19 protein-coding genes are annotated in these 18,961 nt (G+C 56.1%); 1 reads left to right on the forward strand and 18 read right to left on the reverse strand.

The window, feature by feature from the left end; all coding sequences use genetic code 11:
• Window positions 1-47 precede the first annotated feature (47 nt).
• The 8 genes from RE6C_RS13150 to RE6C_RS13185 all read right to left on the reverse strand — a co-directional run bounded on the left by RE6C_RS13150 (window position 48) and on the right by RE6C_RS13185 (window position 9,186).
• A complete protein-coding gene (locus RE6C_RS13150; protein WP_008657237.1) occupies window positions 48-1,181 on the reverse strand; it encodes an ABC transporter permease in 1,134 nt (377 codons plus the stop codon).
• 45 nt (window positions 1,182-1,226) lie between these two features.
• Window positions 1,227-1,979 (reverse strand): ABC transporter ATP-binding protein, encoded by a 753-nt coding sequence (locus tag RE6C_RS13155; RefSeq protein WP_008657238.1) that lies wholly within the window; start codon window positions 1,977-1,979, stop codon window positions 1,227-1,229.
• On the reverse strand, window positions 1,980-3,536 hold the full coding sequence (locus tag RE6C_RS13160) for a permuted SH3 domain-containing protein (protein ID WP_008657239.1): 1,557 nt from the start codon (window positions 3,534-3,536) through the stop codon (window positions 1,980-1,982).
• Window positions 3,537-3,538: 2 nt separating this feature from the next.
• Window positions 3,539-4,069, reverse strand: a complete 531-nt coding sequence (locus tag RE6C_RS13165; RefSeq protein ID WP_008657240.1) for a hypothetical protein — start codon at window positions 4,067-4,069, stop codon at window positions 3,539-3,541.
• Between the two features lie 63 nt (window positions 4,070-4,132).
• A complete protein-coding gene (locus RE6C_RS13170) occupies window positions 4,133-5,287 on the reverse strand; it encodes an ABC transporter permease (protein ID WP_039961955.1) in 1,155 nt (384 codons plus the stop codon).
• Window positions 5,288-5,387: 100 nt separating this feature from the next.
• The gene (locus tag RE6C_RS13175) at window positions 5,388-5,690 is read right to left on the reverse strand and encodes a heavy-metal-associated domain-containing protein (protein WP_008657244.1); all 303 of its coding nucleotides are present in this window, start codon (window positions 5,688-5,690) and stop codon (window positions 5,388-5,390) included.
• A gap of 686 nt (window positions 5,691-6,376) precedes the next feature.
• Entirely contained in the window at window positions 6,377-8,773 is a 2,397-nt protein-coding gene (locus RE6C_RS13180) for a spermidine synthase (RefSeq protein ID WP_008657248.1), read from the reverse strand.
• Between the two features lie 50 nt (window positions 8,774-8,823).
• A complete protein-coding gene (locus RE6C_RS13185) occupies window positions 8,824-9,186 on the reverse strand; it encodes a hypothetical protein (RefSeq protein WP_008657249.1) in 363 nt (120 codons plus the stop codon).
• 363 nt (window positions 9,187-9,549) lie between these two features.
• Between RE6C_RS13185 and RE6C_RS13190 the strand changes: the two genes are divergently transcribed.
• Window positions 9,550-10,302, forward strand: a complete 753-nt coding sequence (locus RE6C_RS13190; RefSeq protein WP_008657250.1) for a secreted protein — start codon at window positions 9,550-9,552, stop codon at window positions 10,300-10,302.
• Between the two features lie 143 nt (window positions 10,303-10,445).
• On the opposite strand, the gene RE6C_RS13195 is transcribed toward RE6C_RS13190, so the two are convergent.
• The 10 genes from RE6C_RS13195 to RE6C_RS13240 all read right to left on the reverse strand — a co-directional run bounded on the left by RE6C_RS13195 (window position 10,446) and on the right by RE6C_RS13240 (window position 18,954).
• Window positions 10,446-10,793, reverse strand: a complete 348-nt coding sequence (locus tag RE6C_RS13195) for an arsenate reductase ArsC (RefSeq protein ID WP_008657252.1) — start codon at window positions 10,791-10,793, stop codon at window positions 10,446-10,448.
• Between the two features lie 33 nt (window positions 10,794-10,826).
• Window positions 10,827-12,602 (reverse strand): arsenical pump-driving ATPase, encoded by a 1,776-nt coding sequence (gene arsA / locus RE6C_RS13200; RefSeq protein WP_008657254.1) that lies wholly within the window; start codon window positions 12,600-12,602, stop codon window positions 10,827-10,829.
• A gap of 46 nt (window positions 12,603-12,648) precedes the next feature.
• Window positions 12,649-13,023: an arsenite efflux transporter metallochaperone ArsD gene (gene arsD / locus RE6C_RS13205; RefSeq protein ID WP_039961961.1), complete on the reverse strand. Its 375-nt coding sequence runs from the start codon at window positions 13,021-13,023 to the stop codon at window positions 12,649-12,651.
• Window positions 13,024-13,048: 25 nt separating this feature from the next.
• Entirely contained in the window at window positions 13,049-13,297 is a 249-nt protein-coding gene (locus tag RE6C_RS13210; protein WP_008657258.1) for a hypothetical protein, read from the reverse strand.
• A gap of 11 nt (window positions 13,298-13,308) precedes the next feature.
• Window positions 13,309-14,541 (reverse strand): ACR3 family arsenite efflux transporter, encoded by a 1,233-nt coding sequence (gene arsB / locus RE6C_RS13215; protein ID WP_052034962.1) that lies wholly within the window; start codon window positions 14,539-14,541, stop codon window positions 13,309-13,311.
• Between the two features lie 75 nt (window positions 14,542-14,616).
• Window positions 14,617-14,943, reverse strand: a complete 327-nt coding sequence (locus tag RE6C_RS13220) for an ArsR/SmtB family transcription factor (RefSeq protein WP_008657262.1) — start codon at window positions 14,941-14,943, stop codon at window positions 14,617-14,619.
• 133 nt (window positions 14,944-15,076) lie between these two features.
• Window positions 15,077-17,215: a heavy metal translocating P-type ATPase gene (locus RE6C_RS13225; protein WP_160167203.1), complete on the reverse strand. Its 2,139-nt coding sequence runs from the start codon at window positions 17,213-17,215 to the stop codon at window positions 15,077-15,079.
• A 5-nt stretch (window positions 17,216-17,220) separates the two neighbouring features.
• A complete protein-coding gene (locus RE6C_RS31635; RefSeq protein ID WP_173401790.1) occupies window positions 17,221-17,676 on the reverse strand; it encodes a thioredoxin family protein in 456 nt (151 codons plus the stop codon).
• Between the two features lie 94 nt (window positions 17,677-17,770).
• Entirely contained in the window at window positions 17,771-18,121 is a 351-nt protein-coding gene (locus tag RE6C_RS13235) for a heavy-metal-associated domain-containing protein (RefSeq protein ID WP_236618185.1), read from the reverse strand.
• 464 nt (window positions 18,122-18,585) lie between these two features.
• Window positions 18,586-18,954, reverse strand: a complete 369-nt coding sequence (locus RE6C_RS13240; protein ID WP_007325969.1) for a hypothetical protein — start codon at window positions 18,952-18,954, stop codon at window positions 18,586-18,588.
• Between the last annotated feature and the right edge of the window lie 7 nt (window positions 18,955-18,961).

The raw sequence follows: 18,961 nt of genomic DNA on the forward strand, positions 1-18,961 counted from the left end.
CTTGGACGAGCGATTGTTCGTTTTCAAGGCGAATAAGTCAATACCGATCAAGCTTGGCGAAGCGCATTGACGATCGGGACCGTAGCGGCTTGAACAGCGGGAGCCAATCCGGCGGCTACGCCCACGACCAATGACACAGCCGTTCCTGTCGCCGCCAAGCCAATGGAAGGGCGAAAGGCAATGGTGGCCCCCTCGGCTCCGATTGCGAACCCTCCGATGGCCAATGCTGTCATCGCTAACCCCGTGCCCGCGATGCCGCCGACGAGACACAAAATCGTGCTCTCGGCGAGTACCAGACGCATCGCCCGCAGTGGTCGAACTCCAATGGTTTGCAATACCGCGTATTCCTTAATGCGGTCCTGGACACTCATGACGGTGGTGGTAGCGACGAGGGACAAAACGAGTCCCACGCAGGCGTAGCCGAGCCAGTGAGCGAAACCGATCAGGTCGACGAGGTCCGAAAGCGTGCTAGCCTGAAAGGCGCCTTTGCGTCGTGTTTTGGTTGCGACCGATCCAGCTCGCAACGTGGCGTCGATTTCGCTTGCGACTTGATCGGGATCAGCATCGTCGGTCAGCAAGACTTCGTGTTGCGTTACCAGCCCGGCTGCATCCAGGCCGCGGGTGTATTGAAGAAACGCGAGACTCGTATAAATCAAATTTTCTTCCGAGGGTACGGTCGAAGAGAAAACGCCAGCAACCTTCACAGAAATGTCGCCGATGGAGAATTGGTCACCTGTTTTCAGTCCTCGCCGCTGAGCGACATTGCGACCGACAATCGCCGCGTCTCGTTGCTTGGCGAAGGTTTCCCAATTGCCGTTGGTTAACGTCAAGGGCCGCGTTGATTTGATCTGCTGTGGATCGGCACCGTTGAAGACGACAATGTCCAAACTCGCGCGGCAGTTGTTGGTCCAAACCTGAATCGGCATCACGTCGCGAACGCCGGAAACCTCCTTGATCTTGCGGGAGTAATCCTCGGGCAATCGGCTGGTCGTCGGGCAGAAACGGTTTTCTTGAAACACGATCAAACTTCGGTCGGCATCCGATCCGGTTGTCAGCCGATGCAATCCTTCCTGGACCGAGCCGACGAAACAGAACACGAACATCGCGACCGCCGCACCGGTGACGGTAAGAAGCGTTCGCGTGCGATGACGCCAGAGTGTTTTGAGGACGTAAGTGAACATTTTTGATTGACGATTGAAGATTGAAAATTGCTGGTTGTAAAACTGCTAAGCGGCACCCGACTCCTTCACTCCCACCTGCATAATTCCTCCTCTCCCAATCTCCCCCTCTCCTATACTCCCACTCTCTCTTTCCAAAAACTTCCCTCTGTCCAAAACCATCTGCCTTGATGCGATCCTAGCCACATCGCTGTCGTGCGTGACCATCAACATCGTGATGTCGAGTTCCTTGTTGAGACGCTGTAGTAAGCCCTGGACTTGCTCACTGGTTTCCGTATCCAAGCTACCGGTCGGTTCATCCGCAACGACGACTTTGGGATGCGCCACGATCGCGCGGGCGATACCAACACGCTGTTCTTGCCCACCGGAAAGTTGACGCGGATAGTGATCGGCTCGATCGCTGAGGCCCACCGCTTCCAGCGCCAATTCGACTCGCTGCCGACGTTGCGTCGAGGACAATTTCAGCAACAGCGTCGGAAGCTCCACGTTCTCATAAGCGGTCAGTACGGGAATCAAGTTGTGAGTTTGGAAGATGTAGCCGAGGTTAGCGGCTCGCCAGTCAGCCAGTTTGCTTCGCGACAACCCGGTCACTTCGGTTCCAGCAACCGTGATCGTTCCCGAATCGGGCCGGTCGATGCCGCTGACCAGATTCAAGAGCGTGCTTTTGCCTGTGCCACTCGGCCCCATCAACGATACAAACTCGCCCGCTTCGATGTCCAAATCAATGTTATCGAGAGGAGTAATTGTTTCGTCACCTTTGCGGAAGCTTTTGCTAACGCCACGTAGTTCTACCAATGCCATTTATTTTATCCCGATTGTTTGATCGTCGCCGGTGACATGCACCGGACTTCCTTGTGTTAATCCATCCGACCCGCTGGCAATCAATTTGTCCGTGACCCGCAGCCCTGACTTGATCTCGACCAAGCCATCGGGGCCATCGTTGCCGACTTCCACTGATCGTTGGCGGGCTGTTTCGTCCGCGTCGACCACCCAAGCGAATGAACCGGACTCGGTCGATTGAATCAGTTGCTTCGGTGCAAACATCCGCTCCGCTTCCGTCGCCTCACTGGCCGATCGTTCGACTTGCGGAGCCAGGAACGTTGCCGTGACCAACATTTCGGGACTGACACTGGGCGGCGGATCAATCAGTTCGACCTTCACTTCCAATGTGTTCTTTTGAATGTTTGCCGAACTGGTCGATTGCAGAACTCGTCCTCGGATAGGTGCGGATGAAGAAGCCGTTTCGATTTCGACCGGCTGCCCCGGCGTGACCATTGGCACATCTTCCAATCGAACATCAGCCCGGACTTGCAAGCGATCGGGGTCGTACATTTCAATCACCGTGCCCGAGCTTTGTCCCGCCATGGCATCCAGTCCCATCACGCGAGTGCCCGGCGCTGCGACCAGTCGCAAGACTCGTCCGTCCATGGGTGCGCGAACTACGTTTCGCTCAAGCGCCAATTCAGCCTGTCGCACTCGCAGTTTCGCTTCGTCTCGCAGCGCGATAGCGGATTCAACCTTTGCTTCGGCTTCCTGAAACTGTCGATTCTCTTCGACCAACAACTCGCGTTGTCGTTGCAAGGCGTCCACTTTCCGTTTCAGCGTATCGACCTCCGACTGCAAGTTAGGTTGTCGCTGCCGCAACTCTTGCATGTTCGCATGTGCGGCGGCATGTTCACTTTCCGCCTGTCGGACGATCCGTCCTGCAATGGCGTTTTCAGCCGCCTGCTTCCCTTCCATGCTACTGTGCGCGAAGTTAACATTCGCTTCGGCGGCTTCGATCAAAAATGGCAACTTTGCCACTTCCGTCTTCGCTCTCGCGAGTGTGCTTTGGGCATCCGCCAGCGGAACCTCCAGATGCACCGGATTGTCAATCCGAATCTTGGCCGCGTTTCGTTCAGCGATCGCACGGTTCAATTCTCCTTCGCGAATCGCCAGCGAGTTTTTGGCCTGCTGGACATCCAACTCCGCGTCAATGGCGATCAGCTTAGCGATCGCTTCGTCTTTTTCGACACGCTGTCCTTCGACAACAAGCAATTCTTCAATGACCCCGGGAGCCAACGCCGCCACACTGATCGCCGTCGGTCGCGGTTCGATCCAACCCGGCGATTGAAACAGAGTGGTTCCCGCCTGCTGCACCTCCGCTCGCTTGACAATCACAGGCACGACCGTGACCGACCGCTGCGGCATCAACTGTCGTCCCGCCGCCGCTGCCAGCAGGCCGACAAAGCCAACGATGATCGCTAGCGGCAGCACATAACGAGTGCCCCAACGCTTGCGACGCGGCTTCGTCGCTACCGACTCGCTCGCGGGCGAGCGATCGAGAGCCAGTTGACTGAGATCGAGGGGAGCAGCCATGGCTAGTCCTTCTTTAAGAAAATCTTACTAGCCGCAACAGTCAGATTGCCTTGGTCGTCGCGCCGAGCTTTGCCTTTGACAACGACCTTCGACAGTTCTTTGACATTCAAAAATTCACGAGCGTCCTGGGTCACTGGTTTGCCGGAATCATCGACAATCTTCACCGTCGCGATGTTCTGCTTGACCGCGTCGGTTTCGCAGCAGTAATCCCACGGCGTCGGGCATCCTTCCTCGTCCGCACAGTACGGAACTTTGGGATCGACAATTGTGAACGCGGCAAGACCTTTGACGAACGGTTCGCTCGAACCGCCGATCAAGCCCACGAGCGTGACGTCCTGGCCGTCCTCGGTTTTCTCTCGAGCTTCACCAACCGGCATCGCACCAGCGGGTTCCGTTTCAGCTTCATACTGCGTCTTTCCAGAATCCAGGTCATAGCGATTGTGACTCGGCCCCTCCGCAACGCCGGTTCCGTCTTTGCAGCCAACCGCCAGTAGGGCCACCAACGAGAGGCTCAAACAAACAATCATCTTCATTTCAATTCTCCAAAAAAGGATAGTGCTAAATCTTCAATCTCAAATCAACAATTTGCAATCATCTCAAACTGCTTTCAAACTCGTTGCGACTTCGGCTCGCAACGCTTTGAGCGCCGGGGGTAACGCACCCAAGACGCCTAACAACAATCCAACGCCGCAACCGATCAAGATGGCGACGCTGTCGATGCGTATCGTGAACGCACCCATTGTGAATCGGACCGCCATGCCATTGAGCATCGTCAGAGCGATCACACCGGACAGCAATGATCCCGCTGCCGCCAACAAAACACCTTCTTGCACTAGGCTGATCAAGATCGCTCGACGGCGATATCCGACCGCTTGCAACGTCGCGATTTCTCGAATTCGACCAGCCACCGCGCCGTACATCATGTTCAGTCCGGCAAAAATTCCCGCGCCGGATACCAGTACCACCACGAACCATGCCAACAGGCGGACCGGTTTGTAGTGCTGTTGAAGCGACGCGTAGTAATCCGTTTCGCGAATCGCTCGCAGTTCAAGGTCGGTGCGTTCCTTGCAAAACAACTCGACCTCGGCTGCCGAACTTTGTGGCGACAACAACATCGCCACCAGACTTAAATCTTGTCTTTTGGTAGCCGTCTGGAAGTCGCCAAGCTTGCACCAGATCTCAGATTCGTACGCCGCACCACCTGCGGCAAACCGTCCGCTGATCTGCCACCGACGACCTTCAAATTCAACGCTCTGGCCGATGGCCATCGCATCGTCCGAGCTACCAAGCTTGGCCGCCGCGAGCCTTCCCACGATGACTTCGCCATCGCCGGGCCAGTCGCCTTCAGTCAATTTGACGCGGCGGCGAACCAGCGGAGTGGACAACGTTACGCCGCGAACCAACCCCAAACCTCCGTCGCCTTCATCGGTCTTCACTCGCGTTCCCAGATACAACTCCGGCGAAACGTTCGTGATGCCGAATCGCTTCACGGCTCCGTCCAAACTGGCGGTCAACAAAGACGGAGTCCGTGCGGCGATCGACGAGTTCTCAATGTTTTCTTCCGAGTTCACGGAATACACCAAGACGACATCTTCATCTCCGCTCACTGTCAACGATTGCTCCAAACCACGGATGAACCCGACGACGACAAAGACCAGCATCACCACCGTTGCCAAGGCAACGAGTGTCAATGCCGTCCGCATCGGCCGCCGAGCCAGATTACGAACACCGTATTCCCAGGGGAGAAGCATTTTTAATTGAAGATTTGAGATTGGAGAATGAACATTTGGAATGAGGAATGAGGAATGTCGTTTTCTCAACTGCCATTCCTCATTCCCTATTCTCTATTCCTCATTCCTTCGGCTTGGAAGTGAAAGTGCCGTTAGGAGTGACCATCTTCGTCGGCGTTTTGCCAATGCTCTCCATGATTTCCCAGATACCTTTCGGGCTGAGCCGAACGCGGTCTTTGGGGATCAACGTGACGGATTGCTTTTCGATGCTGCACTGCACCTTGGCGATTCCTTCTACGCCATCAAAACGCTTGGTGATCTTCTTCACACAACCGCCACACATCTCGCCCACCGTCATCACGGTGTTCGTTTTTTCTCGCTCGGCACTCGACGCGACCGAGGCCGTCAAAACGGAAGCGACCATCAATACAACCCCGGCGACGAGGCCAGTTCTTCGGGACAAACTCAACATGCCAAAACTCCTTTTGGAAAGGCACACACGGACAACATGACTCAATCACGCGCGAACGTCGCGCGCAGACTGTGAGCCATGAAAGATTCAAGACAGAGAGACGGAGAAAGGGTCGATCTTCGTCAGCAACCAAGTGCGTACACTCAGCTCGCCTGCGAAGAGAATGATCCGTCTAGATCAGCCAGGATTGGTACGCAATGCGCGCACTTCGGCCACAGAAAAATGGACTCGGTGACTTCCGCCACTGATGTTCAGCAGCAGAACGCATCGACGACAGACAACCTGCCGGTTGAAGTGACGCGGGAATGAATCCCACGAAAACTGCTGTTAGACTTGGCGATTGGTCGCCAGCTTCAACGACTGCACCATCACACAGGCAATCTTGACAATCGCATTCTCCCGACGGAGGCGATTCGGGTGAAGGTGCGTCGTGCGAACAGCATTCGCACGACGTGGACTTATGCACGTCACCACCGCCGTTGTTCGCCTGACAGGCGAAACAACGAATCGGGCAAGCCAGCAAGCTGACAAGCAAGACGATGGTGAGGGTTAAGCGGAACATTGCTGGAGTTTACTTAGAACAAAAGTCTGCGACTAGGCTGATTATCGGTCATCGCACTAATCAAACTTGGGCGTTGCTACTGTCCAAACAGCAAAAATCCCAGGGTTTGTCGGGTTTCTTGGACTTCGGCAGCGTCCCCTAGAAAACTTTCCGAATCACTGGAAATGTCGGACGCCGGTAGCTTGGTGAGCACCTCGTCGTAGAACTTCGCGAACCAAGCTCCCCGAAGTAGTTTGCCTGTCATCAACGATTGCGGCGTCCAGAACTCGACCCTCGGATGTTCGTCCAAGTTCAGTAAGTCTGCGTTTTGAACCCGCCAATCGCCAATGGCGGCGAGTCGCAGATCTTGAGCTTCCGCAAGTTGCGGATCATTGCCTCCGACGATTTCCTTGAGTTGACTTAACCGCGCCTTCAATTTGCTTTCATCCAATTCAATCGGCTGCATCGCACCGACCAACCCAATGATCGGTTTGCTCGGGTCTATCTTTCCCCACCACAAACTGGTTTCGGGGAAGACGGTCGCAAATGTGTCGGCAATCATGGTGAACTCACGCTGCCCCATCTGATAAACCGGCAGCCACTGGCAAAACAATCCATCGTCGTTCAATCGCTCGGCCGCAGCAACGTAGTGCTCGCGAGTGTAGAGGTATCCGGTTTCACTTTCCCACGGCACGAACAAATCCGAAACGATCACATCAAACCGCTGGTCCGTTCCCAACAGAAAATGCCTTGCATCATCCGTCGTCACATGCACGCGATCATTGTCCAAGACGTGGTCGTTTCGACGGCCGAGTTCCCGTGCCGCGGCGGTCACGTCGGCTATCAATTCGACAATTTCAATCCGCTCGGTTTCTTGATGATGAACCGCGCCAGCGGCCGTGACTCCGGTGCCCATGCCGAGAAACAGGACCTCCTGCGGATAGGCATGCAACAACATCGGCAACCTCGCTTGTCGCCGCTCCCGCATCGCATCTGCACCGGTGCCACCGAGTCGGTAGTGTAGATTCTGGCGGATGTACCAAGCATCGCTCTCCTTGCTGCGAGTCACGTCAATCCAACCATAGGCCGACTCTCGCCGCGTCAAGAACACTTCGTTGGCATCGCGCCCCAGCGTTGACCAAGACGGCATCGCCACCGCAGTCACCGCGATGCACAACACGCCGAACGTTACCGCGGCCACGCTTGGATATCGTCGCTGCCGAGGCCAAACCAAGATCGGCACGGCCATCAACAGCACCGACGCGGTCAAAAAGCCGCCCCACAGCCCAATCGTGGGCAGCATGATGAAGCTGGCCGAAAGCGATCCCAACGCCGCTCCGATCGCGTTGACCATCGCCAAAGTTCCGATCACTCGCCCCGTGGCATTTCGATCACTCAAGACTTGCCACGTCGCCGGAAAGATCATTCCGCAAACGGTCACGGGGACAATGATGAAACCGAGCACCAATGCAAAACCGCGAAGCAAATGTTCGACGAACGAATCACCGACCGTGAAATAACCAAGCCTCGTCACATTGACGAACAACGCCAGGGTGATGCAGCAGGTGATCGCACCGGAGACACCGCACCAGAACAGAATCAACTCCGCCCGTGTTCGCTTGACCAGCCATGCGACGATCGCCGAACCCAACGCCAGCGACAACAGGAACACGGCGACGACATTGCCGAAGGTGTAAGTGCTGTTGTGAAAGACCAGTGAAAAAAGCCGCGTGTAGAGAATCTCGAGCGCCAACGTGATGAAGCCGCTCAGCCCCGCAATCGTCATCATCGCAATGGGACTCGCCGATCCGCTCACGTTCACCGAGCCGCCGATCGGGTTTGGTGCTCGCATGGCATCACGTCGCGAAAGACCGATCGCAAGCACACCGATTCCCATCCCGACGCCCGCCGCCCAGAAGCTACTATGGCTAACGCCAACTCGAACCAGCAACAGATAGGTGCAGATCAGCGTTCCCGCCATCGCTCCGGCGGTGTTCCAAGCGTAACCAATCGCTGCGCCACGCGACGGATTGCCAGAACCCAGCGACAGTGCCTGCGACATCAACGGCAACGTCGCACCGAGGGCAATGGTGGCGGGCAAGAAAATCGCGATCCCAATGCCGGCGCGGCTGAACCATTGCCACGCTTGACTCTCGTCGCTCATCCACCGAATCACCACCGGCGACTGCAATGCGTCGAACAACGATGGCACGAGCAACGCCCAAGACGCCGCCAGAATTTCACACCCGCCGAACCATCGCAGTGGGCGTCCGAATTGACAAAGCCGACTACCGACGCCGTATCCGGTCGCAAGCCCAAAGAACAAACTCGCCAACACCACGCTGCCAGCCAACACCGTGTGACCGAACAATAACCCCGCCTGCCGCGTCCAGGAAATTTCGTAGACCAGCGTCGTCGCTCCCGAAATCAGGAACAACCCATGCAACAATGTCGTCGTGCGACGACTCGCGATGAATCGACTTGTTTGCTCCATGCTTCATCCTTGATCAGTCGTCGCGACGCGCGTCGAAATACGTCCTGTTATTAATGATGGAATAGGTAGTGCCCCGGGTGCCAGCGATGATGTCGCACCTGAGGTTGAACCACTCGATAGCTTCGCTGTAACGGGACTCCGTACGTGCCAACACCGCCATAATAGCCACCGCCGTAACCGTAGTAACCCGACGAATACGATGGCAACGCCGGACGCAGAGCTTGCACGCCTCCGTGGTGCCCGAATCCACCGTGATGACCGACATGATGACCGCCGAAATGCCCATGATGTCCGCCCACATGTCCGTGGCCACCGAAATGCCCATGGTGGTCGGCGCGAGCCGTTGAAGGACCAACGAATGTGAACGCAGCAATCGCCACCAAAGCGATCGCCCAACTCTTCAAATTTCTCATTTTCAATTTCTACAGGGAGGAAGTTCGCTTTCGCAAACCGAACGATTAATTTGCTCAAACAAGAGCAGGCGAAGTCCGTGCCAAACGCCTCAAATTGGCGTTTTCCCAATGTTCTGTCGCATTCTCACAGCTCGCACATGGGCAGGCAGGTCAACTTGACGACACTCCGGTGTTGATTTGGTGACACCCAAGACTCCGTCCTCGATGGCCCCATCGCAGACGCCGAATATTTTCAAGATGGAGTTTCACCATGCCTTTTCTGTACTTTACCCCTCGCCGCTGGCTACAAACACGTCGACTCCATGACGCTGGCATAATGGTTGCATTGCCCTAAGGAGTCTCCGATTCTCCCAACCTGAAGGAATGATGATGCCCCGACGTTTCAACCCAACAATGTTCTTGAGCCTGATCATTCTCTTGGTGTCAATCACATCGGTCGTGCAGGCACAATTCCATGATTCACCAGCCTTGTACGGAGACTATCGCCCTCCACATTCTCATCATGTCGACCCGAATCATTATCCGCATCACTTCCACAGCCATTCGCAATGGGACCACGGGTTCTTAATCGACGAACCCGCGGTCATTCGTCGCTCCATCGAGCCGATCGGCAACAATTACGCGTTTCAGAAATCACTCGCCTGCGAACATGCCGCCACCGATGCGACTTTCGGCGGGTGCCCGAATGCCATGCGCTGCCCGCACGACGCTCGAAACTTCGCTAGCCTTCACGAACCACCGCTCGGCTACGTTCACGCTCACGGTTCAACATCGCCTGCAACGCGTCATCCCCAGTGGCAGACCCCACTGCGGTCGACCGTCCCCAACGCAAACGCTGTCGACAACCACTATCACGATGACCACAACCATTCGGGTCACGATCATGGGAGCCATGAGCATGACGGTCACTCGCATACCGGCGACGCAGCAACGCATCTACCATCCGATCGTGATCCAATCACTTCACCCTCGCTTTCCGATGCAGCAAACGCACCAAGCACGATTCGATCACCGAGCATTTGGTCCACTGGGCCTCGGCAACCCGGCACAAGCGACAAGGAAACACAAATCGCCGAGCCCCCGATCGTAATGGACGACCCGCCGCCCCGTATTTGATTTGCGTATTCCGGTATTCACGCATCGCAAGGTAATTTAGTTCGTTACTGTTCGACTTGTCATTTCGACAAGTTAAGCAACTCTCGTTCGACGAACTCACGAATCTCATCCCGCACGCGACGGTAACAATCCAATGCCGCCTCCTAGCTGGCAGCTTCCTTGGCGAGTTTGGGCGGATCGTCGAAGCCGATGTGGACAAGCTTGGCTTTCGTCAAGAACGTCGGACAGTTCTCATCTGCATGACCGCAAACGGTGATGACTAGATCAAGGGGGACGTCCGTGAGCGAACCCGCCAGTTTCGACGATTGGTCCGAGATGTCCACGCCGACCTCTTTCATTACTTGCATCGCATTAGAATTCATTCCGTGAGCCTCGATGCCGGCTGAGTACGCTTCGATGGTGTCGCCGTGAAAGTGTCTCACCCAACCTTCGGCCATCTGACTGCGGCATGAGTTTCCGGTGCATAAAAACAGCACATTCTTTTTCGTCATGTGTTTTGGCCCTTTGGGTAAATCGACGATTGTTTATCGAGTGAGAGAAGAATCCGCCGCGACGATGCGACGCAATCCAGCGAGACCGGTTGGTGGTTCGCTTTGCCAGGGAACCAGTGCAACACGAGTCGCCAGCGTCGATTTGACTTCCTCGATGAACGGCAGCTCGTGATGTTGCCGCCGACGCAACGTCGGGTCCGATACCCCAAGCGGAACCAGACTCTGATTGATGACCCAGGCGAACGGTTCGATCTCCGCACGACGCAAATCTTGCTGCAACTTCGCCGCTTCATGGACCGGTGTTGCTTCGGGCAAGGTGACGACCAGAACGCGAGTCAGCGCCGGGTCACGCAAACGCGGCAACAGGTTTTCAACGGACTCGGGCATCCCGCTCGCTTGCCGAGTTACTTCGCGATGATACGCGAGCGCCGAATCGAGCAACAAAATCGTGTGCCCGGTCGGGGCGGTGTCCAAAACAACGAAGCGGTTGGTGCCTTCCGAGACGGCCTTCGCGAAAGCACGGAAGACCGCGATCTCTTCGGTACATGGCGAACGTAGATCCTCTTCCAAAAGAGCCTTGCCTTCCGCATCCAGATCGCCGCCGGCGGTTCGCATGACTTCCGCGGTGTATGCGGCCGTTTCCTCGGCGGGGTCGATGCGACCAACCGAAAGCCCCGTCAATTCTTCCGCCGCGATGGTCGTTGCAAGGTGGGCGGCGGGATCGGTCGTCGACAAGTGCACGTCGAAACCACACTCGGCCAAGGCAACCGCGACGGCCGCCGCGACCGTGGTCTTGCCGACACCGCCTTTTCCCATCGCCAGAATCACGCCATGTCCCGTCGCCGCCAGTTCGTCGATCAACGAACCGAGCCCGTCAGGATATGAATCAATCGACGCCAAATCATCGACACCACAATCGCCGATCGACGACGGACGACCCACTTCGCGAAGAGAACCCACACCCATCAAACCGTTCCATGTTAGCGGTACCATCGTCCGCTCGAGCTTGGCTATCGAATCGGGTATTTCGGCAATCGCTTGATCGCCGCGCTGCTGCATCGCTTTTGCGATTTTGTCGTCCTCGGAATCGGTCGTGAACACTCCGTTGACGATCAGGTGTTGATTGTTTACGCCAAGGTTCTGCAGTTCGTCGCTCGTTCGTGCCGCCTCGCGAAACGCCGATGTTTCCGGCCGAGTGACCAGGACCAACGTCGTCAAACTCGCATCCGCCAACGCATCGACGGTCTGTTTGTAGATCAACGTCTGTGCTTGCAAGCCAGCCAGCGGTCCGAGACAAGACGTGCCGGTCGTGTTGTTTTCGATGTATCCCGACCAAGCCGACGGCAATGTCAGCAGACGCAACGTGTGGCCGGTTGGCGCGGTGTCGAAGATGACGTGGTCGAAGTCGGTGGTAGATTGTTTGTCACCCAGCAACTTCGCAAACTCATCGAACGCCGCAATCTCCAGCGTGCAAGAACCCGAGAACTGTTCTTCTATGCTTCGCACCGCCGCGTCAGGCAACACTCCGCGATAAGGGCCGACCATTCGTTCGCGATACTGTGTGGCTGCGGCTTCGGGGTCAAGGTTTAACGCAAACAAGTTCGGCACCGATTCGATCGGCGTCGGTTCACTGCCAAGAGTCGTCCCAAGAACCTCATCCAGATTGGATGCCGGGTCGGTCGAAACCAATAACACCCGCAATCCTCGATCCGCCAACTGAACCGCTGAAGCGCACGCCATGGACGTTTTGCCAACGCCACCTTTGCCGGTGAAGAACAAGTTCCTCGTTGGCGTTTCTAAGAATTTCATCGCAAGTCTCACTGTGTGTCAACGAATGGAGCGTCTACAAATCGAATCAGCAGCAACCTGTGTCGCCGCCACAGCATCCCGAGTCTGACGCCACCGGCAGCGTCGCTTTGGGTTTGACCGACGTGCCCGTCCACATCGCCAAATTTTCACGCGAAGGGTACTCTCTACGACTGACCACACGATCGTCGACGATCACCAACGGCAGGCATTCGACGCCTTCGTCAGTAAGCATCTTTTGCACCGTCGCGTTCTTGACGAACTCGGTCGGGTCTTGAGCCAAGTTGAAGCGAACGACGTCGTGGCCTTGCGCTTTCAGCCAATCGAGATCAGCGGAAAACTTTGGCAAAGCGGGATCGACTTGCGGTCCGCAAACACCTGTCGAGCAGCACATAGCTTTGTCGTAAATTTGAACTTTGGTCATTTCGATTTCTCCGAATGGAAGAGGCTTAATAGTTGGTTGAGACAGCGGTTTCGAGTGCGATCCTTGCCATGCAGAGGCGGTAGCAACTTTCAAACTCGGGGCACTCCCGGCAATCGTCCCACTGCGGAACGTCCTTCTCGATCTGTGGACGGGCACGCATCATTCCGGCTGGTGCGTCGATACGCAGCGAAAACACCTTTCCTTGATGCTCGCCTACCTGAATACGATTCGGGAAAATCGTTCCGAAGCAATCTTTGTGTTCGGTGTTGTTCATCAGAAACTCTCCTAATTAGCTACCAAATCCGGTTTTCTCGATTCACTTTCGTCGGCAGTCTCAGCGGGAAACCAATCCTTTGTTCGTACGCAGAAGTTGACCAAGCCCAACATTAGCGGCACCTCGATCAACACTCCGACGACGGTCGCCAGCGCCGCACCCGACGACAATCCGTACAACATCGTGGCCGTTGCGATCGCGACTTCAAAATGGTTCGACGCGCCGATCATGGCTGTGGGAGCGGCGGATTCGTAAGTGAACCCCATTGCTTTGCTGATGCCGTAACCGAGTGCAAAGATCACCAGCGTTTGAATCGTCAATGGAATCGCGATCCACAAAATGGTCAGCGGGTTTTTGACAATGGTTTCACCTTTGAATGAAAACAGCAGCACAAGTGTTGCCAGCAGCGCGGTGATCGTGATGGGCGTCAGGAAATGCAAGAACTTGTCGCGAAACCAAACTTCGCCTTTGGTGGCAATCAGCCATTTGCGAGACACGTAGCCGGCCACCAGAGGCAACGCGACATAGACGCCGATCGAAAACAAGAGTGCTTGCCAAGGAACGGGAAGCTGGCCGACGCCAAGCAGAAATCCCCCCAAGACACCGTACAGAACCAGCATCGTCAGCGAATTGATGGCGACCATGACCAGCGTGTGGCCGTCGTTGCCCTTCGCCAAGAATCCCCACACCAAAACCATTGCGGTGCAAGGAGCGATGCCGAGCAGGATGCAGCCCGCCAAGTAACTTCGCCAAAGTGGGACTTGCAGCATCTTTACGCCTTCAACCAATACCACTTCGCCAGCACCGTAGGATGCTCCGACTTCGAGATTGCTGCCCAGCGGCGCTTTTACATAGTCAACCGCATCGGGACCGATGAAGCCCAGAAACAATGTGCCGAGGAAGAAGCTTGCGATCGCGTACATCGTGAACGGCTTGATCGCCCAGTTGAGAAACAGCGTTAACCCAACAGGCTTGATCGACTTGCCCGCCTTCACCACTTCGCCAAAGTCGATCTTGACCATGATCGGGTACATCATGAAGAACAAGCAAATCGCGATGGGGATCGAGATCACCGGAGCGTCGTTCACGTGAATCGCCATGCCATCGAGCGACTTGGCAACGCCGGGGGCGATCTTACCGAGCAGGATTCCGGCGACGATGCAAAGCCCGACCCAGACGGTCAGGTAGCGTTCAAAAAAGCCGATGCCCTTCTCTTCGGTCGGGCAGGTCTCGGGTTGGTTCAATTCGATGTCTCCGATGCTATTTCTCAAAATCGTCTATCGCCGCTAAACGATAGCGGGCGTCAAAAAAACACTCCGTCACAATCCAGCGACGAAGTCTTTGAGCCGTTCAAGCCGGTCAGGGTTGATGCAGTAGCAAACCTTCGGCCCGTCAACTTCGCCCTGAATCAGCCCCGACTCTTTCAGAATCTTCAAGTGCTGGGATACGGTCGATTGTGCCAACGGCAACTGATCGACGATCTCGCCGCAAACGCAGGCTTCACGACCGATCAGCAACCGAACGATTTGCACCCGTGCCGGATGGGCAATCGCCCAAGCGAGCTTGGCGAAATCGTCGGCCGTCGGATCCGCCTTGAGTTTCACCGGGGTCGAGTCGCAACGTTTTTGGGTGGATTTCTTTGCCATCGGATTACTTTATCGCCTATCTACGATTAACGATAGGCAGGGTGAAGCTTCGCGTCAAGTGAAGAGGGCAGTCGCAAACTCCGGGCAACCAGGAATCGCGAATGAAATCCTCGCTGTTTCAAAGACGCAACTGCTAACTGCGCAGAAGCCGTAATCCGTTGGCGATCACCAACAGGGACGCTCCCATGTCGGCGGCGATGGCGGCCCACAGCGATGCCACGCCCATCAAGGTCAGCACCACGAACAACGCTTTGAGCGCCAGTGAGAACCAGATGTTTTGTCGAATGATCGACAATGTTCGTCGCGAGTGCCGGATCAACCAAGGCAGCTTCGATAAGTCATCCGACATCAGCGCGATGTCCGCCGTTTCGATCGCCGCATCGCTGCCTGCCGCGCCCATCGCGAGTCCCAACGACGCGCGAGCAAGCGCGGGTGCATCGTTGACGCCATCGCCGATCATCGCAACATGCTCGTAACGCGCAACGAGATCCTCGACAGCCGCGACTTTGTCTTCGGGCAACAACTCCGCGTGAACTTCGTCGATACCGGCTTCTTTGCCGATCGCCTTGGCCGTGCCTGCGTTGTCGCCCGTTAGCATCACGATTTGTTTGATACCAACTGCGTGCAGTGCCTTGATCGCGTCGCGGGTCTCTTCGCGGATCGCATCAGCCAGCGTGATGAAGCCGCAAACGTGTTCGTCATTGCCGATTACCACGACGGTTCGCCCGGCGTCCTGCATCGCCCCAAGCTGCTGATGAACTTCCGGGGTTTCCTGTCCGCGTTGTTCCAGATAGCGATGCGAACCCAGCCAATAAGTTTTCCCGTCCATGACTCCCGTCGCTCCTTTGCCTTGGATCGTCTCGAACGATTCGGCTGGCGGCATCGTCATGCCACGCTTCTTGATTTCATCAACGATGGCTCGCGCTAGCGGGTGATTGCTGTTGAGTTCGAGCGCTCCGGCCCGCGATAGTAATTCTTCCTCGTCGTGCCCGTTCATCGGAACGACGTCAATCACTTCGGGAGCCCCCTTGGTCAGCGTCCCAGTCTTGTCCATCGCGATCGCGACGAGTTTTCCCGGAAGTTCAATGAACACGCCCCCTTTGACCAAAACTCCTTGGCGAGCCGCAGCGGCCAACGCAGCAACAACCGAGACGGGCGTTGAGATGACCAGAGCACACGGGCAAGCGATGACCAATAACACGAGCGACCGATAGATCCAAACCGACCAAGGCTGTCCGAGTAGCAAAGTCGGAATCAGAAGCATCAAGAGGGCAACTGCCATCACCACCGGGGTGTAGATCGCGGCAAATTTCTCGACCCACTTCTCCGACGGTGCCCGCTTTGATCCGGCATCGCCGACCATCTGAATGATGCGGGCCAGCGTTGTGTCCTCCGCCGCTTTGGTGCTCCGCATTTCCAGCAAACCGTCGCCGTTGATCGTGCCTGCGAACAACTCGTCGCCGGCTTGCTTCTCCACCGGCACGCTTTCACCGGTGATCGGTGCTTGATTGACATCGCTGTTGCCAACGACGACTTCGCCATCAAGAGGAATCTTCTCGCCGGGACGAACCACGAGCGTCGATCCGACCGGAACATCAGCGGGCGGAACGTCACGAACTTCACCGGATTCGTCGCGCAGGTGAGCGACCGGCGGCGTCAGGTCCATCAGCGAAGCGATCGCCCGTCTCGCCCGACCGATGCTCCATGATTCCAATAGAAGCGACAACGAGAACAGGAATGCGACCGCCGCCCCCTCAAACCATTCGCCGATCGCGATCGCACCGACCACCGCGATCGACATCAACAAATTCATGTCGGGTCGCAATGTAATCAGCGACCGCCAAGCTTTCGGCAGCACCAAATACAGACCGGCCAAAATACCAACGAGATAGCAAGCAATCGCGGGCGTCGCGACAGCATCATCGAAGCCTCCCGAGAGCAGATGAATCACTAGCCCGATCCCACCGGACACACCGCTGATCGCGGTCATGATCGCGCGTTGATGGTTTGACCAGAACGATTGTTCGTCGGATGACTGCCGAGCGTTCTCCCATGTCTCGGCCTCCAACCCCGTCCGCTCGATCGCGGCGACCACGTCACCGGCGGTAACGTCAACGCCATCGAGATCAACCGTCAGGCGGGCGTTGAGCAGGTCGAAACCCAACCGCTCATCACCGCCGAGCAGCGGCACCAATTCACGTTTGATCAGCGAGACTTCCTCGGCACAGTCCATGCCGTGAATCTTTAGTTGCATGTTGTTTTCATCACTCATCGTTGTCATCCTCGTCGATTTGAACTTGCTAAATGACTCGATAAAGCTTCCAACAGCTCTTCACGGCTTTGCGTTCCAATCAGTCTTTGGACCTCAATTCCATCAACGAACACAAGCAGCATTGGGTATTTGTCGATGTTGTATTTCTCTTTGATGAACGGGTTTTGTTCGATATTCAGTTCTGCAACTTTGACTCTATCTGACAACTCCGATGCAAGTTCACGAATCGTCGGCTTCATGGCGATGCAGGGCTGGCACCAAGGCGCCCACATGTCGACCAAAACAGGAAGCTCGCTGTCGAGGACCTCGCTTTGAAAAGTCTCGTCGCTCAATTGAATGGGATCAGCACCATTCAAGGATGCCGTGTCGCTCACCGGTGACGAATCGCGACCGCATCCGGCGGCGAGCAGAACAAGAACGAAAAGAGTCCCCGTGGAGTAATGATGATTCGTAAATGGCATGAGGCGGTATTCGCTTCGGACAATGATTCGCCAACGACCGCCGATGCGAGGGATTCCTCGCATCGACGGCAGATGAACAATCAGTCGCTGTCGACTATTGCTTCGGTTTAGACGTGAACGTTCCGCTCGGGCCTTCGAGCTTCACCGGTTCCTTGCCAGCTTTTTCGATCGCTTCCCACAATTGCAGGGGCGACAGGGACACGTTGCCCTTGGGGACCACGATCGCGGTCTTGGACTTGACGTCCGTCTTGACGCTGCCGACGCCGGATACTTCGGTCAACTTCGCCGCCACCTTCTTTGCACAGCTCTCACAGGTGAGAACCTTCAAGGTGATGGTGGTTTTGGTCGTCGATGCGTTAACCGCATCAGCGGCAACGCGGCTTTGAGCCGTCATGCAAAGGGCAACGGCGAACGTCAGGGCAAGGCAAAGGGAGGTACGGTACATTTTCAGATTCCTTTCAGGTAACAAACATTAACTTTCGGTTGGTCGGTCCTTTCGGATGGTGGGCTAGGTGTCACATGGCGATCTCCCTTGGTTTGGAGGACGAAATGGGTGAACGGGAATAAGGTCAAATTGAAAAACGTGGCTGGGGGCGAGCGACCTAGCGGGCTGGCCAAATGCGCTACCGTTTTTCCCCCAGCCACTACGATCAAATGGCTATCGCCGTGGATGGGTCGAGGTTTCAACTTTCGCCAAGGGCACGGCTGAATCCTCACTGTTCTCTGTCGGGGAAACGTTCAAACAATCGCCCTCGCAGCAGGCTTGCGAAATGCAAGCCGTCCGGTGGGGCACAGAACATCCACACATGCAGCCGGGCTGAACGAGCAGAAACGTAGCGAACGACATGGTGGTGACGCGTCGCAATCCCCGACTCCAGGCGTTTCTTTTTGGCGACTGCCTTGACATGCTTACTCTGTTGGTTGGGGTGGTTTGTGACCCGTCTTGGCTTCGTAAGTCGCTGCAAACTTGTCGAAACGTTTGGGGCTGCAAATGAAACACTGCGACTCGGGGCGGTCGTGTTCATCACACCAGTCGCCATCCTCTTTGAACTTCGACACCAGCGTTTTGTCACACAGGGCACAATCGCCTTCGGGAACACCATGCTCGACGCACCACCAACCGCCGTGGCTGTGATCCACATTGGTTGCCGCGACCGGTTCGGAACTACCGGGTTCAGTGACGACATCGCTCTTGCTGCAACCGGCAAACACCACGGCGGCAGCGGCCAATCCGGCCAGCGATAGCCCACGAAAGTCTTTCATCCAATTCATTTTCACAATCAAT

Source organism: Rhodopirellula europaea 6C (assembly GCF_000338295.1).
Lineage (GTDB): Bacteria > Planctomycetota > Planctomycetia > Pirellulales > Pirellulaceae > Rhodopirellula > Rhodopirellula europaea.